The organism is Leisingera sp. S232 (assembly GCF_049800895.1).
Lineage (GTDB): Bacteria > Pseudomonadota > Alphaproteobacteria > Rhodobacterales > Rhodobacteraceae > Leisingera.
Window position 1 is genome coordinate 177,469 of sequence record NZ_JBNAFX010000002.1, and the last position, 16,370, is coordinate 193,838.

14 protein-coding genes are annotated in these 16,370 nt (G+C 60.4%); 9 read left to right on the forward strand and 5 right to left on the reverse strand.

Features of this window, described 5'->3' with window-relative positions; genetic code table 11:
• The first annotated feature begins 48 nt into the window (after positions 1-48).
• Positions 49-1,977, forward strand: a complete 1,929-nt coding sequence (dxs, locus tag ACP151_RS02390) for a 1-deoxy-D-xylulose-5-phosphate synthase (RefSeq protein ID WP_424977242.1) — start codon at positions 49-51, stop codon at positions 1,975-1,977.
• A gap of 186 nt (positions 1,978-2,163) precedes the next feature.
• Here dxs and radC read toward each other — a convergent pair whose 3' ends face one another.
• From radC to dnaK, 3 genes are all read right to left on the reverse strand, one after another.
• Positions 2,164-2,928 (reverse strand): RadC family protein, encoded by a 765-nt coding sequence (radC, locus tag ACP151_RS02395; protein ID WP_424977243.1) that lies wholly within the window; start codon positions 2,926-2,928, stop codon positions 2,164-2,166.
• Positions 2,929-3,112: 184 nt separating this feature from the next.
• A complete protein-coding gene (gene dnaJ, locus ACP151_RS02400) occupies positions 3,113-4,273 on the reverse strand; it encodes a molecular chaperone DnaJ (protein ID WP_424977244.1) in 1,161 nt (386 codons plus the stop codon).
• Between the two features lie 76 nt (positions 4,274-4,349).
• Positions 4,350-6,296, reverse strand: coding sequence for a molecular chaperone DnaK (gene dnaK / locus ACP151_RS02405; RefSeq protein ID WP_424977245.1), 1,947 nt, complete (start codon positions 6,294-6,296; stop codon positions 4,350-4,352).
• Between the two features lie 189 nt (positions 6,297-6,485).
• Between dnaK and ACP151_RS02410 the strand changes: the two genes are divergently transcribed.
• Entirely contained in the window at positions 6,486-7,088 is a 603-nt protein-coding gene (locus ACP151_RS02410; protein WP_424977246.1) for an alpha-ketoglutarate-dependent dioxygenase AlkB family protein, read from the forward strand.
• Between the two features lie 72 nt (positions 7,089-7,160).
• On the opposite strand, the gene ACP151_RS02415 is transcribed toward ACP151_RS02410, so the two are convergent.
• Together ACP151_RS02415 and ACP151_RS02420 are read right to left on the reverse strand one after the other, a co-directional pair.
• Complete coding sequence (locus ACP151_RS02415) at positions 7,161-7,766, reverse strand: SH3 domain-containing protein (RefSeq protein WP_424977247.1); 606 nt, start codon at positions 7,764-7,766, stop codon at positions 7,161-7,163.
• A gap of 35 nt (positions 7,767-7,801) precedes the next feature.
• Entirely contained in the window at positions 7,802-8,623 is an 822-nt protein-coding gene (locus tag ACP151_RS02420; protein WP_424977349.1) for an ABC transporter permease, read from the reverse strand.
• A gap of 112 nt (positions 8,624-8,735) precedes the next feature.
• Between ACP151_RS02420 and cysQ the strand changes: the two genes are divergently transcribed.
• From cysQ to ACP151_RS02455, 7 genes are all read left to right on the forward strand, one after another.
• Positions 8,736-9,533 carry a 3'(2'),5'-bisphosphate nucleotidase CysQ gene (gene cysQ / locus ACP151_RS02425; protein ID WP_424977248.1) on the forward strand — a complete coding sequence of 266 codons (798 nt, stop codon included), beginning with the start codon at positions 8,736-8,738 and terminating at the stop codon, positions 9,531-9,533.
• Positions 9,533-10,333: a 3-deoxy-manno-octulosonate cytidylyltransferase gene (locus tag ACP151_RS02430; protein WP_424977249.1), complete on the forward strand. Its 801-nt coding sequence runs from the start codon at positions 9,533-9,535 to the stop codon at positions 10,331-10,333. Before cysQ ends, ACP151_RS02430 begins: the two co-directional genes overlap by 1 nt.
• A gap of 170 nt (positions 10,334-10,503) precedes the next feature.
• Positions 10,504-11,397 carry a UTP--glucose-1-phosphate uridylyltransferase GalU gene (galU, locus tag ACP151_RS02435; protein ID WP_424977250.1) on the forward strand — a complete coding sequence of 298 codons (894 nt, stop codon included), beginning with the start codon at positions 10,504-10,506 and terminating at the stop codon, positions 11,395-11,397.
• A gap of 49 nt (positions 11,398-11,446) precedes the next feature.
• Positions 11,447-12,430: a UDP-glucose 4-epimerase GalE gene (gene galE / locus ACP151_RS02440; RefSeq protein WP_424977251.1), complete on the forward strand. Its 984-nt coding sequence runs from the start codon at positions 11,447-11,449 to the stop codon at positions 12,428-12,430.
• A 2-nt stretch (positions 12,431-12,432) separates the two neighbouring features.
• Positions 12,433-13,473, forward strand: coding sequence for a glycosyltransferase family 2 protein (locus tag ACP151_RS02445; RefSeq protein WP_424977252.1), 1,041 nt, complete (start codon positions 12,433-12,435; stop codon positions 13,471-13,473).
• Between the two features lie 193 nt (positions 13,474-13,666).
• On the forward strand, positions 13,667-14,653 hold the full coding sequence (locus ACP151_RS02450) for a glycosyltransferase family 2 protein (RefSeq protein ID WP_424977350.1): 987 nt from the start codon (positions 13,667-13,669) through the stop codon (positions 14,651-14,653).
• Positions 14,650-16,350 (forward strand): beta-1,6-N-acetylglucosaminyltransferase, encoded by a 1,701-nt coding sequence (locus ACP151_RS02455; protein ID WP_424977253.1) that lies wholly within the window; start codon positions 14,650-14,652, stop codon positions 16,348-16,350. Before ACP151_RS02450 ends, ACP151_RS02455 begins: the two co-directional genes overlap by 4 nt.
• The last annotated feature ends 20 nt before the right edge of the window (positions 16,351-16,370 follow it).

Below are 16,370 nucleotides of genomic sequence, written 5' to 3' on the forward strand. Positions count from 1 at the left end.
CCGCGCCACGCCCGGACCACTCTGGCCGGTGCAGCCCAAGGAGACACCATGTCCGAAAGGCCCAATACCCCGCTTCTGGACCAGATCTCGCGCCCTGCGGATCTGAAGGGGCTGACGGATGCGCAGCTGGTGCAGGTTGCCCATGAACTGCGGCAGGAAACCATTGCCGCGGTTTCGGTCACCGGTGGCCATCTGGGGGCAGGCCTTGGGGTGGTGGAGCTGACCACTGCCCTGCATGCGGTCTTTGACACCCCGCGTGACAAGGTGATCTGGGACGTCTCGCATCAATGCTACCCGCATAAGATCCTGACCGGCCGCCGCGACCGCATCCGTACCCTGCGGATGAAGGGCGGTCTCAGCGGTTTCACCAAACGGTCTGAGTCGCCATATGACCCTTTCGGCGCCGCCCACAGCTCCACCTCGATCAGCGCAGCGCTTGGCTTTGCCGTGGCGCGTGACCTTGGCGGGGTGATCCCCGAGGGCAATGGCGATGCAATTGCCGTGATCGGCGATGGATCAATGTCGGCCGGCATGGCGTTTGAGGCGATGAACAACGCAGGCCATCTGGGCAAGCGGCTGATCGTGATTCTGAACGACAATGAAATGTCGATTGCTCCGCCGGTTGGCGCGCTGTCCTCCTATCTCTCGCGTCTTTATGCGGGCGAACCCTTCCAGGAGCTGAAAGCCGCCGCCAAGGGTGCCGTCTCGCTGCTGCCAGAACCCTTCCGCGAAGGCGCCAAGCGGGCCAAGGATATGCTCAAGGGCATGGCTGTTGGCGGCACTTTGTTCGAGGCGCTCGGGTTTTCCTATCTCGGTCCCATTGATGGCCACGATATGGACCAGCTGCTGCCGGTGCTGCGTACGGTCAAAGACCGCGCCACCGGCCCGATCCTGATCCATGTGCTGACCAAGAAGGGCAAGGGCTACGCCCCGGCCGAGGCCGCCCTCGACAAGGGGCACGCGACAGCCAAATTCGACATGGTGACCGGCGAGCAGAAAAAAGCGCCCTCCAACGCGCCGTCCTATACTTCGGTCTTTGGCAATGAGCTGGTGAAGCTCGCGGCCAGGGACGACAAGATTTGTGCTGTCACTGCGGCGATGCCCGATGGCACCGGGCTGAACCTGATGGCCGAACGCTATCCCTCGCGTACTTTCGATGTCGGCATTGCCGAACAGCACGGCGTCACTTTTGCCGCAGCACTGGCCGCAGGCGGGATGAAGCCGTTTTGCGCGATGTATTCGACCTTTCTGCAGCGCGGTTATGATCAGGTGGTGCATGACGTGGCAATCCAGCGCCTGCCTGTCCGCTTTGCCATCGACCGTGCCGGTCTGGTGGGGGCCGACGGTGCCACCCACGCGGGCAGCTTTGACATCGGTTTCATGGCTAATCTGCCGGGCATGGTGGTGATGGCCGCCGCCGACGAGGCCGAACTGGCCCATATGGTCGCCACTGCCGCCGCACATGATGACGGCCCCATTGCGTTCCGCTACCCGCGCGGTGAGGGCGAAGGCGTCGATATGCCGGAAACCCCGGAAGTGTTGGAGATCGGCAAAGGCCGGATGATCCAGGAGGGCAAACGCGTCGCCCTTCTGTCCTTTGGCACCCGTCTGGGTGAGGTCAAGAAAGCCGCCGAGGCACTGGCAGCCAAAGGCATCACGCCGACCATCGCCGACGCCCGCTTTGCCAAGCCGCTGGACCGCGATCTGATCCTGCAGCTGGCCGCCGACCACGAGGCGCTGATCACCATCGAGGAAGGCGCGGTGGGCGGTTTCGGCTCCCATGTGGCGCAGCTGTTGGCAGAAGAAGGCGTGTTTGACGGCGGCCTGAAGTTCCGCTCCATGGTGCTGCCCGATATCTTCATCGACCAGGCCAGCCCCGCGGATATGTATGAAGTTGCAACCATGAACGCTCCGCAGATCGAAGCCAAGGTGCTGGAGGTTCTGGGCGTGGCAACGATTGGCGAGAAGCGGGCATAGGTCGCAAGAGCATCCCGAAAAGCACCTTCCAGGCAGGGGGGGCGGGCAGGTCCGATCACGGCATCACTGAAGCGTTGCCGCTGCCTGTGCCCGGCCCTTTGTGGTTTCGAGTTGCGGCAAAGGCCGCGCTGGGCAGCTACCGTGTCAACGGACACTGGAAATCACAGAAGAAAATGTTCAAAGCCGTTACAGGTAACCCTGAGCACGGAAGCTGAGTTCCGCAGATTTTCCGATAATCAGATGGTCGTGCAAAGTGATCCCCAATGCGGTGAGTGCGGCCTGGATTTGATCCGTCATTTGGATATCGCTGTCAGAAGGTGTTGGATCTCCGGATGGGTGATTATGCACGAGAATCAAGGCGCTGGCGTTGAGTTCCAGAGCGCGTTTGGCAACCTCCCGAGGGTAGACAGGCACGTGGTCGACGGTGCCGCGGGACTGTTCTTCGTCGGCGATCAGCACGTTCTTGCGGTCCAGGAACAGGATGCGGAACTGCTCTGTCTCACGGTGGGCCATGATGGTGTGGCAATAGTCCAGCAATGCGTCCCAGCTGGAGATCACCTGCCGCTGCATCACCCGGGCGCGCGCCATACGGTGGGCGGCGGCCTCCAGCACCTTGAGGTCGGTGATGACTGCGTCACCGATCCCCTTGATCTGCGCCAGCCGTTCGGCTGAGGCGGTGACCACGCGGTTGAAATCTCCAAAGGTGTCCAGCAGCTGGCGCGCCAGCGGTTTCACATCGCGGCGGGGGATGGAGCGGAACAGGACCAGTTCCAGCAGCTCGTAATCCGGCATTGCAGCCGCGCCGCCCGCCATGAAACGCGCGCGCAGGCGCGTGCGGTGGTCCTTGATGTAGGAGGGCAGGCGGCCAGAGGCCAGGGGCTGCGCGGGAGCTTCGTCGCTGCCGGGGAACAGCGGCAGGGAGACGTCCTGAAAAGAGGGGTCCTGTGCCATGCCGCCATGGTGCCGCCATCTTGGTTGAAGAAGTGTTAATGCGCATTGCGGCATCGGCACGGTTCGGAAATAGAAAAGCGCCCCGTGTGGGGCGCTTTCTGGTGACATGATCTATGTAGCGCCAAGGGCTCTGCGCCCTTATTCGCGCCTGAAACTGTCGACTGGACGGTTTCCCAGGCGGCGCTCAGCCCTTCATACCATCCCAGAAGCTTTTCACCGAAGAGAAGAAGCTGCGGGATTCAGGGTTGGTGTTGTCCTCGGACATTTCCTCGAACTCGCGCAGAAGCTCCTTCTGGCGGGACGTGAGGTTGACCGGGGTTTCCACCGCCAGTTCGATGAACATGTCGCCGGTGGCGCCGCCGCGCAGGGCTGGCATGCCCTTGCTGCGCAGCCGCATCTGGCGGCCGGACTGGCTGCCTTCGGGGATCTGCACCCGGCCGCGGCCGCCGTCAATGGTCGGCACTTCGATGGAACCGCCAAGCGCTGCTTTGGCCATGCTGACCGGAACCCGGCAATAGAGGTTGTTGCCGTCGCGTTCGAACAGGGCGTGCTGGCCGACCTCCACAAAGATGTAGAGATCGCCCGGAGGGCCGCCGCGCAGGCCGGCTTCGCCTTCGCCGGCCAGACGGATGCGGGTGCCGGTTTCCACGCCTGCGGGGATATTCACCGACAGGGAGCGGTCCTTTTCCACGCGTCCGTGGCCGTGGCAGGATTTGCACGGGTTCTTGATGATCTGGCCCAGGCCCGAGCAGGTCGGGCAGGTGCGTTCAACAGTAAAGAAACCCTGCTGTGCACGCACCTTGCCCATGCCAGAGCAGGTGGGACAGGTGGTAGGTTCCACACCGCCCTCAGCGCCGGTGCCCTCGCAGGAGGTACATGCAACCGAGGTCGGAACCTTGATGGTCTTGTGCAGCCCGGCAAAGGCTTCCTCGAGAGAGACGCGCAAGTTGTAGCGCAGGTCGGCGCCGCGAGAGGCCCGCTGCCGTCCGCCGCCGCCGCCGCGCTGACCGCCCATGAAGTCGCCGAACAGGTCGTCGAACACATCGGAGAAGGCGGAGGAGAAGTCGCCACCGCCAAAGCCCTGGCCCTGACCGCCGCGCTGGCCGCCGCCCATGCCGTTTTCAAAAGCAGCATGACCAAAGCGGTCATAGGCAGCTTTCTTCTCGGCGTCTTTCAGGACGTCGTATGCCTCATTGGCTTCCTTGAACTGCGCCTCGGCATCCGGATTGTCGGAGTTCCGGTCGGGATGCAGTTCTTTGGCCTTCTTGCGAAAGCCCTTTTTGATTTCGTCTGCGGAGGCGCCTTTGGCCACCCCGAGCACATCGTAATAGTCGCGTTTTGACATCGGATAACCCCATCTGCCTCAACGAAGATGGGCCGGTCCGGGATCCGGACCGGCCCGCTATGGCCTGATGTCAGGCTTAGCGCTTATCGTTGTCCAGGTCTTCGAATTCCGCGTCAACGATGTCGTCGTCAGCCGGGCCGGCGGCTTCGTCAGCTGCTGCCGGTTCTTCCTCGCCTTCCGCTTCGGCTTGCGCCTTGTAGATCGCTTCGCCCAGTTTCATTGCGGCTTCAGTGACGTTCTGGATGCCGGATTTGATCTTCTCGGCGGTCGATTTCTCGTTTTCCAGATCGTCCTTCAGAGCTGCCACAGCCAGTTCGATCACTTCTACAGTGGAAGGATCAACCTTGTCGCTGTGCTCTTCAACCGACTTCTCGGTCGAGTGGATCAGCGATTCGGCCTGGTTGCGGGCTTCGATCAGCTCGCGGCGTTCCTTGTCTGCTTCGGCGTTGTCCTCGGCGTCCTTGACCATCTTTTCGATGTCGTCGTCCGAGAGACCGCCCGATGCCTGGATGGTGATCTGCTGTTCCTTGCCGGTCGCCTTGTCTTTGGCGCCGACCGACACGATGCCGTTGGCGTCGATGTCAAAGGTCACTTCGATCTGCGGCATGCCGCGCGGTGCCGGCGGGATTTCCTCGAGGTTGAACTGGCCGAGCATCTTGTTGTCGGCTGCCATTTCACGCTCGCCCTGGAACACGCGGATGGTCACGGCGTTCTGGTTGTCTTCCGCGGTCGAGAACACCTGCGACTTCTTGGTCGGGATGGTGGTGTTGCGGTCGATCAGGCGGGTGAAGACACCGCCCAGGGTTTCGATGCCGAGCGACAGCGGGGTCACGTCGAGCAGCACCACGTCCTTGACGTCGCCCTGCAGAACGCCGGCCTGGATGGCGGCGCCCATGGCAACCACTTCATCCGGGTTCACGCCCTTGTGCGGTTCCTTGCCGAAGAACTTGGAGACCTCTTCGATGACTTTCGGCATCCGGGTCATACCGCCGACCAGAACCACCTCGTCGATGTCGGAGGCGGAGAGGCCAGCATCCTTGAGGGCCGCCTTGCAGGGGTCCATCGAACGCTTGATCAGGTCGGAGACCAGGCTTTCCAGCTTGGCGCGGGTCAGCTTCATCACCATGTGCAGCGGCTGGCCCGAGGACGGGTCCATCGAGATGAACGGCTGGTTGATCTCGGTCTGCGAGGTGGAGGACAGTTCGATCTTGGCTTTTTCCGCGGCCTCTTTCAGGCGCTGCAGGGCCATCTTGTCTTTGGACAGATCGACGCCGTTTTCCTTTTTGAACTGGTCCGCCAGATAGTTGACGATCCGCATGTCAAAGTCTTCGCCGCCCAGGAAGGTGTCGCCGTTGGTCGACTTCACTTCGAACAGGCCGTCGTCGATTTCCAGGATGGTCACGTCGAAGGTGCCGCCGCCGAGGTCATAGACCGCGATGGTCTGGGTGTTTTCCTTGTCCAGGCCATAGGCCAGCGCAGCCGCGGTCGGCTCGTTGATGATGCGCAGCACTTCGAGGCCCGCGATCTTGCCGGCGTCTTTGGTGGCCTGACGCTGGGCGTCGTTGAAGTAGGCCGGCACGGTGATCACCGCCTGGGTGACTTCCTCGCCCAGGTAGCTCTCGGCGGTTTCTTTCATCTTGCCCAGGGTGAAGGCAGAGATCTGCGACGGGGAGTATTTCTCGCCCTTGGCTTCGACCCATGCATCGCCGTTGCCGCCGTTGACGATGGCGAAGGGCACCATCTTTTTGTCTTTTTCGACGGCAGGGTCGTCGAACCGGCGGCCGATCAGGCGCTTGACGCCGAACACGGTGTTGTCGGGGTTGGTGACAGCCTGGCGCTTGGCCGGCTGGCCGACGAGGCGTTCATCGTCGGTGAAGGCAACAATCGACGGGGTGGTGCGCGCGCCCTCGGCGTTTTCAATCACGCGGGGCTGGGAGCCATCCATGATGGCCACGCAGGAGTTGGTGGTCCCCAGGTCGATGCCGATAACTTTGCTCATTTGCGATCCCTTTTTACTACTCAAGGCGATTACCCGAGGCCTGAACCCGTTGCGGCATCCCGGCCCCGATTGATTTGCGGTTTGGTCTGCACCTCGCCGCGTCCCGGCGTATATAGGGGCGTGAAAACGGCCCTGCAAGCGCCAGTACACGTCTGGAGGCGTGAATCAATGCGCTTTTTTGCAAGGGTCATGGTTAAGAATGGATGAACGGCTATGGCCCTGCTGAAGGTGCGCGGATTTGATGTTCACAAGGGGTATCTGGATGCAGCCCGGCAGCGGGCACTGATAGAGAGCCTGCGGGGCGTGCTGAAGGCGGCGCCGTTGTTTTCGCCGGAAGTGCCCGGCGGCGGGCGGATGTCGGTGCGAATGACCTCGGCCGGGCAGTTCGGCTGGTTTTCGAATGCCAAAAGCTATCGCTATACGGAGCAGCATCCCGCCGGGCAGGCCTGGCCTGTGATTCCGGCGGAGGTTCTGGAGATCTGGCGTGTGCTGACCGGGCTGGAGCGGCCGCCCGAGTGCTGTTTGCTGAACTACTATGGCGAGGGCGCGCGGATGGGATTGCATCAGGACAAGGATGAAGCGGATTTTTCCTTTCCAGTGGTTTCGATCTCGCTGGGGGATGACGGGCTGTTCCGGATCGGCAACCGGACGCGCGGCGGCAAGACGGAATCTCTCTGGCTGAATTCAGGTGATGTTGTGGTGATGGGCGGCGCGGCGCGGCTGGCCTATCACGGGGTGGACCGGATCCGGTTCAAGTCGTCACGGCTGCTGCCCAAGGGCGGGCGGATCAACCTGACGCTCAGGGTGGTGACGTGACGCTGGCGGGGCGCAAAAGTTTTGCCGAAAACTTTTGCCAAGACTTTTGCTGAAAAGTCTTGGGGCCGGCGGCTAGGGCACCAGCGAGCAGCAGCCGGTCAGGACGTCGAGCTGGCCGGCCTTTCGAAACTGAAGCAGGTCGATGGAGATGCCGTAGACCCGGTCCGACATGCCGTCTGTGCAATGCCGCGCGGTGAGAGTGCCGGATATGCTGCGGATGTCTGGAATGGGTAAGGCGCTGTCAATCCGGCCAACTGCATGGAAGCCGGATTTGCCGGGGCGGCCTGTTGCCGGTTGCCGCGCCATGAGCACAAAGGGAGTGACAGGCTCGTCCTGTGTCCTGAGATAAGATGCCTCATCCAGGGTCAGGGACCAGAAGGGCTCGGTGCCGAAGCAGTCCAGCGCCTGTCCGTGCATCATGCGCCAGTCGTTTTGGGGTTCCGGGCTCAGATACCGCAGGGCGGCCCAGCCGGATTGCTCGCCGCTGTTCACCTGGCCCCATTTACCGCTTTCATCCGCTAGAATCACTTCCACACCGGTTTGATCCGGTGCCAGGGTTCCGATGACTTCAGCACTGGCGGAGGGGGTGCTGCGGATGTTGAGCACGTCATCAGCTGCAACACCGGTGACACTGTGGAGCGCGGGATACTCCTGCGCTGCGGCGGGCAGAGCCAGCAAGGCCAGCCAAAGAAGGGCAGCAGCGTGCCGCCCCCTCACCGGCGCGCGTTCCAGCTGAGGGAGACATGGCGGCGGGTGTAGAATTCACCCATCAGCCCCACAACGATCAGCACCAGCGCCACCCAGGCGGCATATTGCCAGGAGCTGAAATGCGGGTTGTAGTTGATGAAGACAAAGCCCCGCGACTGATCGATGCAGTGAAACAGCGGGTTCCAGTCGAACATGGCCAGCATGAAACTGGGCAGGGTGTTTGCCAGGAACATCTTGCCCGATGCGATCATATTGGCGCGCTGGTAGATCATGGTCAGAATGCTGACGAAACTGGGGGCCCAGGGTTTCAGCACCAGGAAGACAAGCCCCACGCCAAACCCGGTGATCCAGGCCAGCAGGACCATGCCGAAGGCCGGAATGGGTTCCGCGATTTCCACGGGCGTGTAGGCAACGTGATAGACAAACAGGATGAAGAACAGGGACAGCACCTGAATATAGAGCGCGCCGATGGCAGCGGACAGAAGTGCCACCATCGTATTCATCGGGGCATGCTGCATCATCGGGCTGCTGGGGCCTTCGGCGCCGGAGATGGCGCTTACGGTCTTGGTGTGGACCATGAACAGATAGACGCCAGACATCACATACAGCAGGAAATCGCCGCGGATTGCAGAGCCGCGCATTCCTAGCAGCGCAAACATGACGTAGAAGGCCAAAACAAACAGAATTGTTTGCATCAGGTTCAGCCCCAACGCGATAAAGGCGTTGTTATGTTTGGAGCGGACGCTGCGCACAGCAGAATGAAACACCACTTCGCTCAGGGCGAAGAAACCTGATGTCCGCGAAGACTGAGGGCGCTGTTGAAACATGAGACCTGCGTTCTCTGCTCTTATCTGATGCGGCTGCTTGCCGTTCTGCTGTCTGAGTATCATAAGGGGCAAGAGGAAAATTTTCAATTAAACCCGTGTTGGGGAGAAATAAGTGACCTATGACGATCTGGTGCCTGTAATTCGTCGTCTGGCCATAGAAGCCGGCGCGAAGATCATGGAGATCTATAATTCCGACGACTTCGACGTGAAAGTGAAGTCTGATGACAGCCCAGTGACCGAAGCAGATGAAGCAGCGGATGCTCTGATCTCGGCCGGTTTGCGCGCGGCGTTTCCGGAGATGATGCTGGTTACTGAGGAACAGTCTGCTTCGCACAAGGAACGCGGGGATACCTTCCTGATCGTCGATCCGCTGGACGGAACCAAGGAATTCATCCATCGCCGCGGTGATTTTACCGTCAACATCGCCCTGGTGGAAAACGGCGTGCCGACCCGCGGTGTGGTCTATGCGCCGGCCAAGGAACGGATGTTCTTTACCCTGGCAGATGGCAGCGCTGTGGAGGAGACCGGGGCGTTTGATCCGCAGACCATCGGCGCGACCCGCGCGATCCGGGTGGCTGACAGCGACAATTCGGCGCTGATGGTGGTGGCGTCGAAATCGCACCGTGATCAGGCAACTGATGATTACATCGGCAAGTACAGCGTGAAGGACAGCAAAAGCGCAGGCTCATCGCTGAAATTCTGTCTGGTGGCCACCGGTGAGGCAGATCTGTACCCGCGGGTTGGCCGCACCATGGAATGGGACACTGCGGCTGGTCATGCGGTTCTCGCCGGGGCTGGCGGTGAGGTGGTGCGTTTTGATGACCATTCACCGCTGAAATACGGTAAAGAAGGGTACGCGAACCCGTTCTTTATTGCTTATGCGCCGGCAGTGGAGCTGAAGAAAGCCTGATGTCAGTCCTGATCGTCATTCCCGCCCGCTATGCCTCCACCCGCTATCCGGGCAAGCCGCTGGTGCCGCTGACCGGTGCAACCGGCGAGAAGCGTTCACTGGTGGAGCGGTCCTGGCGGGCTGCCAGTTCAGTTGCAGGCGTGGACCGTGTGGTGGTGGCCACCGATGATGATCGCATCAAAGAGGCCGCCGAGGCCTTTGGCGCCGAAGTTGTGATGACCTCGGAAACCTGCGCCAATGGTACCGAACGCTGCGCTGAGGCGCATGCGGCGCTGGGCGGCGGCTATGAGATTGTGGTGAATTTGCAAGGCGATGCACCGCTGACGCCGCATTGGTTCGTTGAGGATCTGGTGGCTGGGCTTCGGGCCGCGCCCGGCATGGGGCTGGCGACACCGGTGCTGCGCTGCAATGGCGAAACCCTGAACAGCCTGCTGGCGGACCGCAAGGAAGGCCGTGTCGGCGGCACAACGGCGGTGTTTGCTGCGGACCATAGCGCGCTCTATTTCTCCAAGGAGGTGGTCCCGTACTGCGGGCAAACCTTTGGTGATGGCGAAAACACGCCGGTCTTTCACCATGTTGGCGTCTACGCCTACCGGCCGGATGCCCTGGCAGCGTATCCTGATTGGGATACAGGGCCGCTGGAGCGGCTCGAAGGGCTGGAGCAGCTGCGGTTTTTGGAAAACGGGCGTAAAGTGCTGTGTGTGGAAGTTGAGGCGCGTGGTCGCGAATTTTGGGAACTGAACAACCCGGAAGATGTGCCGCGGCTGGAAGCCATGATGAAGAAGATGGGGCATGATTGAGTGAGAGAATTGCGGAAGAAAAGGCGAAGCAGAGACGTCGCCGCCTGTGTGTAAAAGCTGGAAGAAGCGAACAGTTGTTTTATTTGTTCGAAAGATAACCGGCATCCTCCACACTTGACTTTCCGTGGAAGCCAGTTCCCTGTCTGGAATTTGAGTTTTGAGAGAACATCATGCGTAAAAAAGTAACCAAGGCAATTTTCCCTGTAGCGGGCCTGGGAACAAGATTCCTGCCGGCAACCAAATCAGTGCCAAAAGAAATTATGACTCTGGTCGACCGGCCGCTGGTGCAATACGCCATCGATGAAGCGCGCGCCGCCGGCATCAAGGAGTTCATCTTTGTGACCTCGCGCGGGAAAGGCGCGCTGGAGGACTATTTTGACCACTCGCCGGTTCTGGAGCAAGAACTGCGCAAGAAGGGCAAGGATGATCTGCTGGAAATCCTCAAGAGCACCGACATGGAATCCGGTGCGATTGCGTATCTGCGCCAGCACAAGGCGCTGGGCTTGGGCCATGCGGTGTGGTGCGCCCGCCGTCTGATCGCGAATGAGCCTTTTGCGGTGATCCTGCCGGACGACGTGATCGCTGCAGAGAAGCCCTGCCTGCAGCAGATGGTCGAAGCCTATGAAGAAACCGGTGGCAACATGGTTGCGGCGATGGAAGTCCCGCCTGAGAAAACGTCTTCTTACGGTGTGCTCGACGTCAAGGATGACATGGGCCGGGTGGTTGCAGCCAACGGTATGGTGGAAAAACCCAAGATGGAGGAAGCGCCGTCCAATCTGGCTGTGATCGGCCGCTACATCCTGGCACCTTCGGTTCTCAAGAACCTCAACAAGATGAAGCAGGGCGCAGGCGGCGAGATTCAGCTGACCGACGCGATTGCCGAAGACATCGCTAAGGACGTGCCGGTTTACGGTTACCGCTTTAACGGTCAGCGGTTCGATTGCGGATCCAAAGCGGGCTTTCTGCAGGCAACCGTTGCCTTCGCGCTGGCGCGGGATGAACTGCGGGATGACCTGATGAATTATATCACCGAGATTGCGCAAGTCGGTAAGGCCGCGCAGTAACCAATCTGGCCGCTCTGGATCAGAGGCGGCCCAGCATGGGGCAGAGACAGTGACCAATATCCTCGTGACCGGCGGTGCCGGATACATCGGCTCGCACGCCTGCAAGGCACTGAAGGCTGCCGGTTACGTCCCCGTCACCTATGACAACCTGATGACCGGCTGGCATGATGCAGTGAAATTCGGCCCGTTTGAGCGCGGCGATCTGAATGACCGTGCGCGACTGGATGAAGTGTTCGCCAAGTACCGGCCGGCAGCGGTGATGCATTTTGCTGCGCTTAGTCAGGTTGGTGAAGCGATGAGCGAGCCAGGCCGCTACTGGGCCAACAATACCGGCGGATCGCTCAATCTGATTGAGGCCGCGGCGGCGGCGGGCTGCCTGAACTTTGTGTTTTCCTCGACCTGTGCCACCTATGGCGAACATGACAATGTCGTGCTCGACGAGAACACGCCGCAGCTGCCGCTGAATGCCTACGGTGCCTCCAAGCGCGCGGTGGAGGATATCCTGAAGGATTTTGGCGCCGCACACGGGCTGCGGTCGGTGATCTTCCGCTATTTCAATGTTGCGGGTGCGGATCCAGAGGCGGAGGTGGGCGAATTCCACCGCCCAGAGACCCATCTGGTGCCGTTGGTGCTGGATGCGATTGCGGGCAAACGCGATGCGCTGACCATATTCGGCACCGATTATGACACCCCGGACGGCACCTGCATCCGCGACTATGTGCATGTCTGCGATCTGGTGGATGCACATGTTCTGGGCCTGAAGTGGCTAGAGGACGGCAAGGGCAGTCAGCTTTTCAATCTGGGCACAGGCACGGGCTTTTCCGTGCGCGAGGTGATGGACAAGGCGGAAGACGTGACCGGGCAGAAGGTACCCTGCAACACCGGGGCGCGCCGAGCTGGGGATTGCACCAAGCTGGTGTCCGGGTCCACCCGCGCAGTTACCGACCTGGGCTGGGAGCCGCAAAGATCCACGCTGGAGGTGATGATCGCCGACGCCTGGAAATGGCACCAGACGGGCCACTACGAGCGCTGACAATGGTTGGACCCGCCGAGCCTGAACTGCCGCCGCTTGGCCTCTCGGAGGCTTACCGGCTGCGGTGGAAGCGGCGGCGGATGTTGTGGCGGGCGCTGCGGGCGCGCCGTCAGCTGCAAAAAGTCGCGGACCGCACCCGACAAATCCCGGAAAACGGGGTTCTGGTCTTTACTGTTCTACGCAATGAAATCACCCGGCTGCCGTATTTTCTGAAGCATTACCGTCAGTTGGGTGCTGTTCATTTCCTGATGATAGACAATGGCAGCAATGACGGCAGTGCCGAGCTGCTGGCATCCCAGCAGGACGTTTCCCTGTGGCATGCCGGGGGCAGTTACCGCGAGACGCGCTTTGGCCTGGATTGGGCGGGCTGGCTGCTGACCCGCTATGGCCATGGGCGCTGGTGCCTGACCGTGGATGCGGATGAATTGCTGGTGTTTTCCGGTATGGAGGCGCACGGGCTGGAGGATTTGACGCGGTTGCTGGACCGGCGCGGGCGTGGAGGTTTTGGCGCGCTGATGCTGGATCTTTATCCAAAGGGGCCGCTGGGCAGTCAGACCTACACGCAGGAGCAGAATCCTACAGAGGTGCTTCAGTGGTTTGATGCTGGCCCCTACAGGGCGGTGCGGCAGCGGCCTGCCGGTAACTTATGGGTCCAGGGCGGCGCGCGTGAAAGAATGTTCTTTCAAGATCAGCCGGAACGTTCACCGACTCTGAACAAACTGCCTCTGGTGCGCTGGAACCGCCGCTATGCCTATTTAAACTCCACCCACTCCATGCTGCCGCCGCAGATGAATGCGCTGTATGGCGGACCGGGCGGTGCAGAGCCGTCGGGGGGGCTGTTGCATACGAAGTTCCTGCCGGAGATTGTTTCCAAATCGGCAACCGAGAAGCAGCGGCAACAGCATTTCCATACACCGCAGCAATTTGACGGATATTACGACCGGATCGGTGAAGCTCCGGATTTGTGGCATGCGGATGCTGTCCGTTACAGTGGTCCGGGCCAGCTGGCTGATCTAGGGCTGCTGTCGCCGCTTGCCTGGTGAGAGGGTCGGCGGGTGCCGGGTACTGTTGCAGTGGTGCCTTCTGCTTGCGTAACTGTTTCTAAATCCGTTGTTAATATACTGCGTGCGTGACATATTGAGCGGAAATTTTCCGCCACAGCGGAGTGGTTAGAGCAGGCGGGCGTTCCTTGAAAAATGGTTTGGAATAGACGTGGGGCTTTGGGATTCTTACCGGATGCGGTTGCGGCGCAAACGGCGGCTGATCCGAGCGGTGCGCAAATCCGGTGAGCTGGCACCTGTGCAGGACAATACACGGGCTATCCGCCCCGAGGATATCCTGCTGGTCTGCACCATGCGCAATGAGCAGATCCGTCTGCCATATTTCCTTCAGTACTACCGTAGTTTAGGCATCGATCATTTCCTGTTCGTGGACAATGGTTCCTCCGATGGAACGGCGGAATATCTGCGCGGTATGCAAGATGTCTCGCTGTGGCGTACCACCGCCAGCTACAAGCGCGCGGGCTTTGGCATCGATTGGATGAACTACCTCAAGCGTAAATATGCGCATGGCCATTGGGTGCTGGTCGTCGACCCGGATGAGCTCTTTATCTACCCGTTTTGCGACACCCGGCCGATCCGGGCGTTGACAGACTGGCTGGATAATTCGTCGATCCGCAGCTTTTCCGCGATGCTGCTGGATGTCTACCCCAAGGGTAGGATCGGCGAAGTGCCGTATCAATCCGGGCAGAACCCGTTGGAGGTCGCCCATTGGTTCGATAGCGGCAATTACACCATCAGCCGAAACCCGGAATATGGCAATCTGTGGATCCAGGGCGGGCCAAGGGCGCGGGTGTTCTTTGCTGATCAGCCTGAGAGGGCACCGGCACTGAATAAGATTCCGTTGGTCAAATGGCACCGCCGCTATGCATACGCCAGTTCTACCCATTCCTTGCTGCCGCGCGGGTTGAACCAGGTCTATGAGACCAATGGCGGCGAAAAGGCCAGTGGCGCACTGCTGCACACCAAATTCCTGGATACTTTCACGGCCAAGGCCGAGGAGGAAATGGTGCGCGGCCAGCATTATGGCGGATCTGTGGAGTACAAGGCCTATGCCGCCAATCTGGCGGAACAGCCTGAGCTGTGGTGCAAATGGAGCGAGAAATACATCAACTGGCGCCAGCTTGAGATCCTGGGGCTGATGTCCAAGGGGAACTGGGCATGAGCACGGTCGGAGTTGTCATGCTGGTGCATACGGCGCTGGAGCGGGCGGCGCAGGTGGTGCGCCACTGGACCGCATCGGGCTGCCCGGTGGTGCTGCATGTGGACCGTAATGTCAGCGGTGACGTGCATGACCGTTTCCGCCAGTCGCTGGACGGCAATCCGCTGGTGCGGTTTTGCACCCGCCACCGGTGCGAATGGGGCACCTGGGGCATTGTTGCGGCGTCGCAGTCTGGATCCGAGGTCATGCTGGCGGAGTTTCCGGATGTGCGGCATGTTTACCTGGCCTCGGGGTCCTGCCTGCCGCTGCGGCCGGTGCAAGAGCTGGCGGATTACCTCGCAGCGCGGCCGGAGACGGATTTTATCGAAAGCGCCACAACGTCGGATGTTCCCTGGATTGTGGGCGGTCTCAGCCATGAACGGTTCACGCTGCGCTTTCCTTTTTCATGGAAAAGGCACCGCTACCTGTTCGACCGCTATGTGGACTTGCAGCGCAAGCTGCGGTTCAAACGGCAAATCCCGCCTGGTCTGGTGCCGCATATGGGCAGCCAATGGTGGTGCCTGACCCGCAAGACACTGGCGGCGATTTTGCAGGATCCGGAACGCACTGTATATGATGCGTATTTCCGCAAGGTTTGGATTCCGGACGAAAGCTACTTTCAAACATTGGCGCGACAGCACTCCAGCAATATCGAGAGCCGGTCGCTGACCCTGAGCAAGTTCGATTTTCAGGGCAAGCCGCATATTTTTTACGACGACCATCTGCAGCTCTTGCGCCGGTCAGATTGTTTTGTCGCCCGTAAGATCTGGCCGCACGCAGAGCGGCTCTATCAGGCGTTTCTGACAGATCCGGCCGGCGCGATGAAAGGGGCGGAACCGAATCCGGGCAAGATCGACAGGATCTTCGCCAAGGCGGTGGAGCGGCGCACACGCGGTCGGCCGGGCCTTTATATGCAAAGCCGCTTTCCTGGCCATGGATCGGAAAACGGCATGACCTCTAACCCCTATTCTATGTTCCAGGGGTTCGCGGAGCTGTTTGAGGATTTCGAGACTTGGCTGGCGCGGACGACAGGCGCCAAGGTGCACGGCCATCTTTTTGCACCTGAAGGCGCTCAGTTCAGCGAGAGGCAGAGCCTCATTAACGGCTGCCTGAGTGGAAATGCGAAGCAGCGCGATTACAATCCGGAAAGTTTCCTGACCAGCCTGATCTGGAACACCCGCGGCGAGCGGCAGTGTTTTCAGTTCGGGCCGCAGGACCATCAGGCGGTGAACTGGCTGGTGGCAAAGGATACCAATGCCCAGGTGTCTGTTATCAGTGGCGCCTGGGCGGTTCCATTGTTCAAATCCAGTCGCAGTTTTAGCGAGCTGCGCCAAGAAGCGGCGCGGCTGCAGCAGCGTGAGGCTGAACAGTTGCAGATCCTGCGCTCTCAGTGGGCCAAGGCACGGGTGCGGATTTGGACGATGGCAGAATTCGTGGAGGCGCCAATGGAGCCTTTGCAGACTATCATCGAGGAAATTGGCCCTCTGGCTGCGCGCCATCTGGGAGAAGCTCCCAGAATGACAAATCTTGAAGGTTTCGGGCAGTTCCTGCAGAATCTGAAGAACCAGGGCATGCACCCCTATCTCATGGGGGATTTTCCGGCCGGTCAAAACCCTGCAAGCCCGTCAAAGCCGCAGCGTAAACCCTATTTGGTGCGATAACCCCTGATGTCTTCTTCTTC

Excerpts from the sequence above, each read along its gene's own strand:
- dxs (WP_424977242.1), top strand. The coding sequence starts at position 49 with ATGTCCGAAAGGCCCAATACCCCGCTTCTGGACCAGATCTCGCGCCCT.
- ACP151_RS02410 (WP_424977246.1), top strand. The coding sequence starts at position 6,486 with ATGGCCCTGCTGAAGGTGCGCGGATTTGATGTTCACAAGGGGTATCTG.
- radC (WP_424977243.1), bottom strand. The coding sequence starts at position 2,928 with ATGGCACAGGACCCCTCTTTTCAGGACGTCTCCCTGCCGCTGTTCCCC.
- galU (WP_424977250.1), top strand. The coding sequence starts at position 10,504 with ATGCGTAAAAAAGTAACCAAGGCAATTTTCCCTGTAGCGGGCCTGGGA.
- ACP151_RS02430 (WP_424977249.1), top strand. The coding sequence starts at position 9,533 with ATGTCAGTCCTGATCGTCATTCCCGCCCGCTATGCCTCCACCCGCTAT.
- ACP151_RS02455 (WP_424977253.1), top strand. The coding sequence starts at position 14,650 with ATGAGCACGGTCGGAGTTGTCATGCTGGTGCATACGGCGCTGGAGCGG.
- ACP151_RS02445 (WP_424977252.1), top strand. The coding sequence starts at position 12,433 with ATGGTTGGACCCGCCGAGCCTGAACTGCCGCCGCTTGGCCTCTCGGAG.
- ACP151_RS02420 (WP_424977349.1), bottom strand. The coding sequence starts at position 8,623 with ATGTTTCAACAGCGCCCTCAGTCTTCGCGGACATCAGGTTTCTTCGCC.
- ACP151_RS02450 (WP_424977350.1), top strand. The coding sequence starts at position 13,667 with ATGCGGTTGCGGCGCAAACGGCGGCTGATCCGAGCGGTGCGCAAATCC.
- dnaJ (WP_424977244.1), bottom strand. The coding sequence starts at position 4,273 with ATGTCAAAACGCGACTATTACGATGTGCTCGGGGTGGCCAAAGGCGCC.